Raw genomic sequence first — 10,028 nt, 5'->3', positions numbered from 1 at the left:
TATAGATGGTACAGGTACAGCAACGATTAAAGTTGTTATCAAGGGCACCAATGATGCTCCAGAGCTGACAGTAGATAGTGTCACTGGCTCTGTGACAGAAGATTCAGGTGCTACTTTGACAGATAGCGGTTCACTTTCGTTTACAGATATTGACGCTAAAGATACTCACACCATTGAGAGCAGCTACAACGGTGACATTGTTTGGGATGGTGGAACACTCACTGCTGCTCAGAAACTGGCGATTATCGAAGGCTTTGGTGTTGATAGTGATAGTTGGGATTATGCAGTGGCGAATGCTGACGTTGATTTCCTAAAAGAAGGCGACAAAGTAACCTTTAGCTATGATGTAACTGTTGACGATGGTAAAGGTGGTACAGATTCAGAAACTGTAACCATTACGATTACAGGCACCAACGATGGCCCTAAAGCGAATGATGACATTTACAAAGCGGGTAGTGAAACAATTCTGTTCACAGAATCATTTGAAAACATGACCAACACCAATGGCTGGACAGTCATTAATGGTGACCAATTAGAAGATTGGGATGCTACAAAAGGTCTTGAAATTCAGCATGAAAGCGTCGTGAATAAAGCGTCTGATGGCGAATATATTGCTGAATTAGATGCGCATCAAAACACTTCTATTACCACTTCTATTAATACGTCTGGCCAAGATAGTGCTCGGGTTGAATTTGATTACAACCCACGTCGTGATGATAACTCTTCATCAGATATGAAGTTCATCTTTGGTGGTGAAACTATCACTGTCCATGCTGACGGAACAGTTTCAGGCACTGATATTTCTAATGTTCATATTGTTGGCCCTGATTCAAACGGTTGGTTTAAAGTTACTGCTGAATTTGCTGTTCAAGGTGACAGTGTTGATTTGACTTTTGCAGGTGCGGGTAAGTCCGATAGCTATGGCGCGCTATTAGACAATATTACTGTTACAGGTGCGAATGATCCTATTCTTACCACCCCAGAAGAAGTCGCAATTGAAATCACGTTCGCTGAGTTGCTTGCAAACGATACAGACATCGATGGCGACGAACTATCAATTGTTCTTGATTCCATTACATCTCCGACTAACGGTAAACTCGATGTTGATTATGTCAACGGCATAATCACATTCACGCCAGATAAAGATTACAACGGTGAAGCGACATTTAAGTACCAAATCACCGATGGTAATGGTGGTTTCGATGATGCAACTGTGACGCTCAATGTCACTCCTGTGAATGATCCACCTGTTGCAACGGATGATAAACACAGCTTGGGCGATGACTTAATCCTAAATGGTAGCTTTGAGTCGTTTACTAGCGCATCTAGCCCAAGTTGGGGTGACCGCACGAGTAGTCTGGACAACTGGGAGTTCACTGCAAACTCAGGGAAACTTGATGTAGTTGAAGATGGATATAAAGGAGTGTCAACTGACGGTGATCGCTTTATTGATATGGAAGGCGAAGGTGGTCGAGGTGACAATGTCACACTGAGTCAAACTGTTGGTGGCGTAGATGAAGGTAAACCATACCAAATCTCGCTAGACATTGCAGCGCGTGGTGACAACCACACAGCGAAAATTCAAGTTGTATGGAATGGCGTAGTTATTGCAACTATAACTCCTGACAGTAACACAATGGAAACGTACACCTTTGAGGTCGTTGGTGCTGCAGGCGATAACACCATTAGCTTCGTTGAAGTGGGTGGTGCTGGTGATAACAGTGGTACTTACCTTGACAACATTAAGCTGCAAGAAGTGCTAGTTGATCTGACAACTGATGAAGATACAGTTCTTGAGATCCCTCATTCTCAACTTCTCGCCAACGATTATGATGTTGATGGCGACAAGCTAGAAATCACCTCTGTTGTTATGACTGACTCTAGCCACGGCACGGTTGAGATCGTTGATGGAAAAGTTGTTTTTGACCCTGCTGATAATTTTAACGGTGTGACTACATTCGAATACACTATTTCAGATGGTAAAGGTGGTACTGATACCGCAGTAGTTACTATCAACGTTAAGCCAGTTAACGACGCGCCAGTCATAGAGAAGGACGGCACACCTCTTGGTGACAACGAAACAATTGACGTCGTAACGAAAGAAGACGAGGTGATAACAGGTACTGTTACAGCCAAAGATATTGACGACACTGACCTGACTTACACGGTGAGCCAACCTACAAACGGTAGTGTTGAGATCGACCCTGAAACCGGCGAGTGGAAGTACACTCCGAACAACGAGTTTGATGGGGATGATTCATTTGTTGTTACCGTGTCGGACGGTAACGGTGGTACAGATACTGTTGTAGTGAATGTTGATGTATTACCTGTTGCTGAGCTAACAGTTACGGCAGGCCAACCAGTGACAGAAGCAGAAGAAGCATTCCTATCTTTTGAAATCAACTTAAATGAACTAGTTTCAGAAAACGTGGCTCTAGACCTGACTCTGGGACATGCAGATGATACTGCGACAAAAGGTCAGGATTACGAAGACAAGATCTACGTTCAAGATGGACAAGATTATAAAGCGCTTTCAGAGCAGGAGCTTGCCGATCTTATTATTGCTAGCGGCTCGGATAGCTTAGAAGTATTCGTCAAGGTTCTTGATGATAAATTGCTTGAGGGTGAAGAGACTGTAACTCTAAAAGCTAGCTCAACTAGCGAGTTTGTTGAAAATGACAAACAGGACTCAGATACAGCTAAGATTGTCGATGAGATAGACACAAACGACAAAGATACCGTTACAGTTGGCCTGACTGGTCCCGATTCAGTTATTGAGGGTGATAAGACAAGTCCATTTACGATTACGCTAAGTGAACAAGTGCCTGAAGATAGTGTGGTTACTCTTCAGTACTCTTACACAAACGCGAGCAATGAAGATATTGTTGAAGTTATAACTGTAAACGTAGACGCAAATACAAATACAGCGACCTTTGAGATTCAAACTGAACAAGACAACGAATACGAAGTCGGACAAGAGTTTAACGTTAGTGTTGTATCCGTAACTCAAGATGGTACCGATGTATTTGAGAAGCTAGATACGTCTAGCGCTGATAAAAATGTAGCTATTGACGACAGCCATGATAACCCGCCAAAAGCTGAAGACTTCTCTATTTCTCTCAATGCAGATGGCTCTTCGCAAGTTATTTTCGATACCGGAATGGGAACTATCGAAGGTGATGGTACAGACCATATTTCTGATGACGAAGATGATAACGATAATGACGCAGGTACAAATCTCGGCGTGATCATCACAGAGCTGCCTGATTCAGGAACTCTTTACTATGTCGATGGTAATAACAAGGTTGAAGTGGTAGTTGGGCAGACGTATGCAGATCCTAACAACATCGTTTATGAAGATGACCAAGAATCAACAGGCTTCTTCTTAGGTGTTGATGATACATCCACATTAGATAAAGGCCCTCATAGCACTGCAGAGTTTTATAACTGGGGTGATGAAGTAGATGCGTATACTCGCGAACTGAAGTTTGATAATGGTGATGTTGTCACCATTACCTCGGAAGGTCGAAATAACGTTGACGCTAAGCCTTTAGTTCAAAACAACAGTCAGCAAGGCCATATGGGTTTCGGTATTGCATCGACTAATCGCGGTATTCACCAAGACGAGGCAATCAACATTGATTTCTCTTCTCGTCCAGCTGACTCAGTAACGGTTGGTCTAAGTGGTTTGGGTGGCTGGTTTGCCCCAAATGCTGATGATAGTGTTCAATCAAGAGCTGAGATTACAGTCACCTTTGATTATGGTAATGGTGTCACAGAAGAACAAACCTTCCTTTATGATGATACCCACAATAATCAAAATGTCACAATTGTCGCTCCTGAAGGTGCTGAGATTGTTTCGGTGGAAGCAAGCACACAAGGACCAGGTAACTGGGAGCTGACTTCTCTTGAAGCTAAGGCGTCAGATTCATTCGAATATAAAGCAGTAGACAGTGATGGTAACGAAAGTGAAGTTAAGACAGTTACTATCGATAAGTCTGGTGACCTGAATGCGAATAACGATCCGCAAGGCTTCGAAGTTAAACTGGGTGAGTTCAGTGAAGACAACGACTCTCCATGGTCGGCTGAAGGTGCTGAGCTGAGTGCCAGCTTCAATGGCCAAGATAAAGACTTTGCACACAGCGGTATTAAGATTGGTGTTGCCGGCAAAGTGGGTGGATTGGGTGCTCAGATTGAATATGATCGTGCAGAACAGCAATCTGAGAAGTTTGAAATCAATTTAGATAGCCCTGCGACTCAGTTTACATTTTCAGTATCTAACTTGTTTAAAAACGAAGGTAATGACGGTGATTTCACTGATAACCATGAACAAGGCAGTTGGGTAGCGTACCTCAATGGCGTAGCGGTTGCAGGTGATACGTTTATTGCTGAAGACGGTAACAATAAAGATACTTACGAAATAACACCGCTTACTCCTGATGGTACGCCAATCGCATTTGATACTGTGGTATTTGAAGCAACTGAGTATTCCAACCAAGCAACGCATGATAATGATGCGTCAGATTACTTCCTAACTGGTTTTAAAGCCTCTAGTGAAGGCGCATATGCAGTGAATCAAGGCGGCATTCTTGAGATTCCAACATCGAAGCTTGCTGGAATTATCGGTTCTGAGCTGCTAAATAACGATATCGATTCAGATGGCGACAATCTACGTATTACCTATGTATACGGTGAAACGGAAGGTAATGCGTATATCAAAGACGGCATCGTATACTTTGATTTAACTGGCGATGATTTTGTCGGTGAAACAACGTTTAAATATCAGGTTACTGATGATAATGGCCAAATCGCGAGTGCTGAAGTTAATGTTATCGTCAACCCTCTACCGACTCCTTCTAGTGTTGAGTCTGTAGACCTGCTAGCAGACTCAGTAGTTGAAGGTGATGAACTTGGCTTTAAAGTCACTTTGGATTCAAGTGCACTTGTTGAATCTGCGTTGGACGTTACTTTTGGTAAGAACACGGATGCTGCGAATGATTCAGGTGACGAAAAAGATCTCGACCTGAGTCTGGTTCGTTTTACTAATGGCGTCACCTATGATCAGCAAAGTGGAAAGCTGATTGTCCCAGTTGGAGTGAAGGATTTTGCAGTTCTTATCCCTACTCTTATTGATGGTGTTCATGAGCTCGACGAAAACTACAGCTTAATAGTCGATGGTGTATCTGCTACTGGCATCATCGAAAACGTTGATACAATTGAGCTAATGGTTGAGAGTTTTTCAGACGTAGCTGAAGGCTCGAATGCAGTCTTCGCAGTAAGTTTAAATAATCCGTCCTCAGAGAATATCGACGTATCGCTAGCAATTACTCTTGATAGAGACGCTACTTCAGCGGAAACGGCTGATTTCAAAGATATTGGTGAACTATACACTGCGTACTACTTGGAGCCACAACAATCCGGGGAGCCTAAACGTGTTGAACTTGATGTAGTAATTAAGGATGGCAAACCTACCGTTACTATCCCTAATGGTGAAACTGAGATCTTTGTTGAAGTAGCGACAAAAGATGACCCGGTATTTGAAGGTGGTGAAGACTTTAACCTAGTTGTTACTGACGAGTCCGGTTATGTGTCGAATGGTTCTGCTTCAGATGAAACCACTATTATGGATGATGGTACCGATCCAGACGGCCCAGATGGATCACAAGTTGGCAATGATGATCGTCCTGTTGTTGACAGCATCACTGACATTGAAATTGAAGAAGGCCAGTCAGGAACGTTTGTTGTTGAGCTTTCAAATCGCAGCGAATCCACAACCACAATTGAAATGTCTCTAAATGACGGCTCAGCCGTGAGTGTAGATGGTCAACCAATTGAGGGCGACTTTAATGGATCTAGCGTAGTAGTTACTTTTGGTCAAGGTGTTGATAAGCAGACTCAAACCGTTGAAGTTATCAATGGCAAGTTTGTAGTTAGTGTTCCTGACGGGCATGAATCGTTTACAGTTGAAGTCGTAACTTACCAAGATACGCATGCAGATAATAATGAGAAGTTCTCTATTTCTGGCAATGCTCCTCACCAGCAAGACGCAGTTACTGGTGTTGCTACAATTGTCGACAACGAAGCGCCAATGGTGGATCTAAATGGTGCTCTATACGACATTGAGTTTGTAAGTGAAGGTGCTGGCTACAGCAATGTCTTTGGTTACTATATCAACGACGAGTCAGGCGAGAAGCAGCTTCACGTTTTGGTTTCTAATAGCAATGATCCAAGTCTATCACCGGGTACCTTGTTAGATTCACCGTTGTCTTCGATCGACAACCTTGAATTTTTCTTAATTCCAAATGGCTTCAATAAGATTGATAGCGATAAACTCTATGACCTTAAAGTGAATGACCAAGGTCAATTAGTTGTCGATGGTGTTGTTAAAACTGGTATTCCTGTTTATACATCGACTGACGAAGACCATCAGATCTCAACCACGGTTGATAGTGACGGAAATCTAGTATTGAGCTTTGATGACCAAAAAGGCCAAGGCAACGATGATAATGACTTCAACGATTTTGTTGTTAAGGTCAGTAAGATTGATACAGATGGTATTGACTTTAACTCAGCATACGTTGAGGAAGGAGAAGCGGCTATCGCCGATATAGACGCAGATATCTTTGACGATAAAAATACAATCAAATCGATGAGCGTTACTCTAACCAATGCTAAAGATGGCGATAACTTAACCTGGGCTGAAAATAGTGGATTCAGTGTATCTAAAACAGTGATTGGCACTGCAATCGCACTAATAATTACCCATCCATCAGGCAGTGTTTCTGCCGATGAGTTTGAAACGTTCCTGAAATCTATTCGATTTGTAAACAGTAGCGACACGCCTGATGAAGAAACGCGCTTAGTTGAAGTCACTGTGTCTGACGGCGTTAATCAGTCTGAAACGGCTACAACATCAATCTCTGTGACTGGCACTGATGAATTATCCCTCATTAATGTGGCAGGTTTAGAAGACCAGTTTATTGACCTAAACATTAGTGTTGTTGACGCAGCAACATCGGTAAGCACGATAGAGCTGTCAGGTATTCCACAAGGTGCAACTGTATTAGTCGGTGGTGTTGAATCTACAGTTGATAACAGTGGCACTGTCGTGGTTGATATCGATGATATTGATTCGGTTAAAGTGAAAGCACCAGAGCATAGTGATGTTAACTTTGATATTTCAGTAACAGCTAAAGATTCTGATGAAGAGACTGTAGAATCTGGCAGTATTTACGTTGATGTTCATCCTGATGCGGACAGGCCTACACTAATCATCGGCGACTTTGAGAAAGTTGCTGCGATTGATTTTGAAGATGTACAGATAACATCAGGCTCTTGGGATAGTGATATTGAAATAAATAACGTCGAGGGTGTATCGACCATTGGCGAGTGGAGTACTTCTAATCCCGGTCAACATGTTGAAGTGGGTACTGAAGGCACATACCTGTCAGGCTCGTCAATGAACCAAGTTATGGAAATTGAAGGTGAAGTTGACGACAAAGTCCTCTATACCGATATGGATCTTGTCGCTGGCCGCTTCTACAATTTTAAATTCGATATCGCCGCGAGAGATGATGTTGATCCTTCGGACTCCGACATGGAGGTATCGCTCTTTAAGCTAGATGATGCTGGCAATCCAATTGAGAGCAGTAAGGTAACACTTTATGACTTTATTGCTGAGCGACAAGGTAGTGGTTGGCAAGAGGGAACGTTCACGTTGCCCGTTGAGCTTTCAGGTAAATATCGCCTTGTTCTTGAAGCAGACGAAGCCGACTCTACAGGCGCAATAATTGATAATATTCAATTTACTGCGGTCGACAACTATGGATACGAAGATTCATTTATCAAGCTCAGTGAGATTAGCGCTTCGCTGGTAGATGCGACAGATGGTTCTGAGACCTTAACTGTAGAGTTGGATGGTCTTCCTGTTGGTTCAGTGTTGATTGACGGTACAGGGCAGGATGCGAATATGCATATTGTCACTGAAGTGAATAAAAACGATAAAATTGATGTAACTGGTTGGGATCTAGCAGAACTTCAGATCAAGGTATTAGACCCTAGTACCTTTGACATTAAGGTCATCGCAACTGCGACAGAGGCGGACACCAACAAGGATGATGATGTTCACGGAGAGCACGGTGATCTTGGTGGTAAACTGGCTAATGCGTCTGAAGCAACAATTAATATTACAGTCCTTGAACGCCCTGTCGACACTAATGAACGTCCAATTGCTAATGACTTTACTATTTCTTCGGATACGAATGTTGCGAATGTTAACTTTGCGCCTAACGCGATAGATAAAGAAGATGATAGAGACAATAAGAATACGTCAGTACGAATTGAAGAGTTGCCAGAGTATGGCAAGCTTTATCTAATTGATGATGACGGAAAGATTGTTGAAGGCCCGCTTGAGGTTGGAAGTGAAGTTCTTGATAGTGGTAAAGTTGTCTATGTTGCTGACGGTACCAACACTACGACGTTCAACAGCGACTTTACGGTTGGCAACTTTGCTGAAGAGCATGGTCTTAATCTCGAAAATAAAGATGATGGTGTAGATAAGCTAGAGCTTGATGGTGTAACCCTCTCCGGCGGCACATTTGAAAATGGTCAATTTGCGAGTGACGGAGCAACGATTAAGTACGATCACAACAATAACCAGAAAGGTCTATTTGTTAGTACTACTCATGACAGCGGCACTGGTAAAGAAACTCAGATTGGTGAGTATGTTTCTATCGCATCAAACGAAGGGGATATTTCTTCAGCTAAAGTGTCTTTTGCTAGTCTTGATGGCTTGTTCAATAATGGACATGCTCAAATTGTCGCTTACCTTTTCCGGGATGGTAAGCAGGTAGATGTAATTGAACCGATTCAGATTGTCACTTCGAGTAAACATGACGGTTACTCTGTCATTAACTCTGACAATACCGTATTTGATGAGATTCGTTTAGTTGGCGTTAATACTTCGAACAAAGGCAAAGGAGCGGGTTTCAACGTTGCTGAAGTTGACGTTGATGTCGTCGGCGTTACTGATCTACAAGATGAGTTTACGTACTCTGCAAAAGATTCTGATAATCAGCTAAGTTTAGAACCTGGTACCGTTACCATTGAGGCTAAAAATACAATCCACTCCCCAACGAGCGGTATTGATAGTGTTACAGTCCAAGGTGGCAATACATTAAACTGGCCAAGCTCAGCTGCAGTAATAAATTCACTCATTACTTATCATCAATCAGAGTATGACGACGTCGGTGGAGCACAAATTGATGTAGGGATTGGGGCTGATTTTGTCAACCTTGGTTCGGGGTCAGATACTATCTTTATGGGAGATAGTATTTCGCCAACTCAAGACCTTAATGTGCTACCAAATGACTTCGACTCTAGAATAGAACAGTTTTCTAAGTTAGAAGTTTCAGAGTTCACCTATGGTGACGAAAACAATGGAATGAAGGGTTTTGAGGACACACCTCCAGGCCTTGATGTAGCAAATGGTGGTGGAGGTAACGACAGGATCTATGGTGAAGAAGGTCAAGACATTATCTTCGGTGGAACCGGCAATGACGTTCTACATGGTGGCACTGGTAACGACGCTGTCCGTGGCGGCTCTGGCAATGACACGATAATTGGTGGTCATGGTAACGATATCCTTGTTGGAGATGATGGTGCCGACCTGTTCCAATGGGTTGACCAACCGTTCCAAGACGATGTTGATACAATTACAGACTTTGATCTAGGTGAAGACCATCTTGATATCTCTCAATTATTGCCAATGGAAAACTCAATGTCTGATCTTCTTGAACATATCACTATTGAGAAGGTCGATAACGGCGGTGGTGATAAAGATTTGGTTATCACTATCTCTGAAGACGTAACTAATAGCGGTCAAACACAAACTATCATTCTTGATAACACGGGGAACCAGTTTGATTCAGTGAACGCTCAAGGTGATGGTCGTGTAATAAGTAGTGACCTGAGTAATTTGGTGAATCAGTTATTCGTCAACTTACCAGACTAAAAAAAGGGCCGAAAGG

The 10,028-nt window shown here is 42.7% G+C and carries 1 protein-coding gene; it reads left to right on the top strand.

The genetic code is table 11. The features are described 5' to 3' along the window. Positions 1-115: 115 nt before the first annotated feature. Positions 116-10,012: a tandem-95 repeat protein gene (locus tag MSG34_RS14875; RefSeq protein ID WP_282449711.1), complete on the top strand. Its 9,897-nt coding sequence runs from the start codon at positions 116-118 to the stop codon at positions 10,010-10,012. The last annotated feature ends 16 nt before the right edge of the window (positions 10,013-10,028 follow it).

Origin of the sequence: Vibrio sp. 1CM2L (assembly GCF_023161695.1) — a bacterium.
GTDB classification, from domain to species: Bacteria; Pseudomonadota; Gammaproteobacteria; order Enterobacterales; family Vibrionaceae; genus Vibrio; species Vibrio coralliirubri.
Note: the sequence above shows the minus strand (reverse complement) of the source record. Positions and strands in the feature narration are given on the sequence as shown.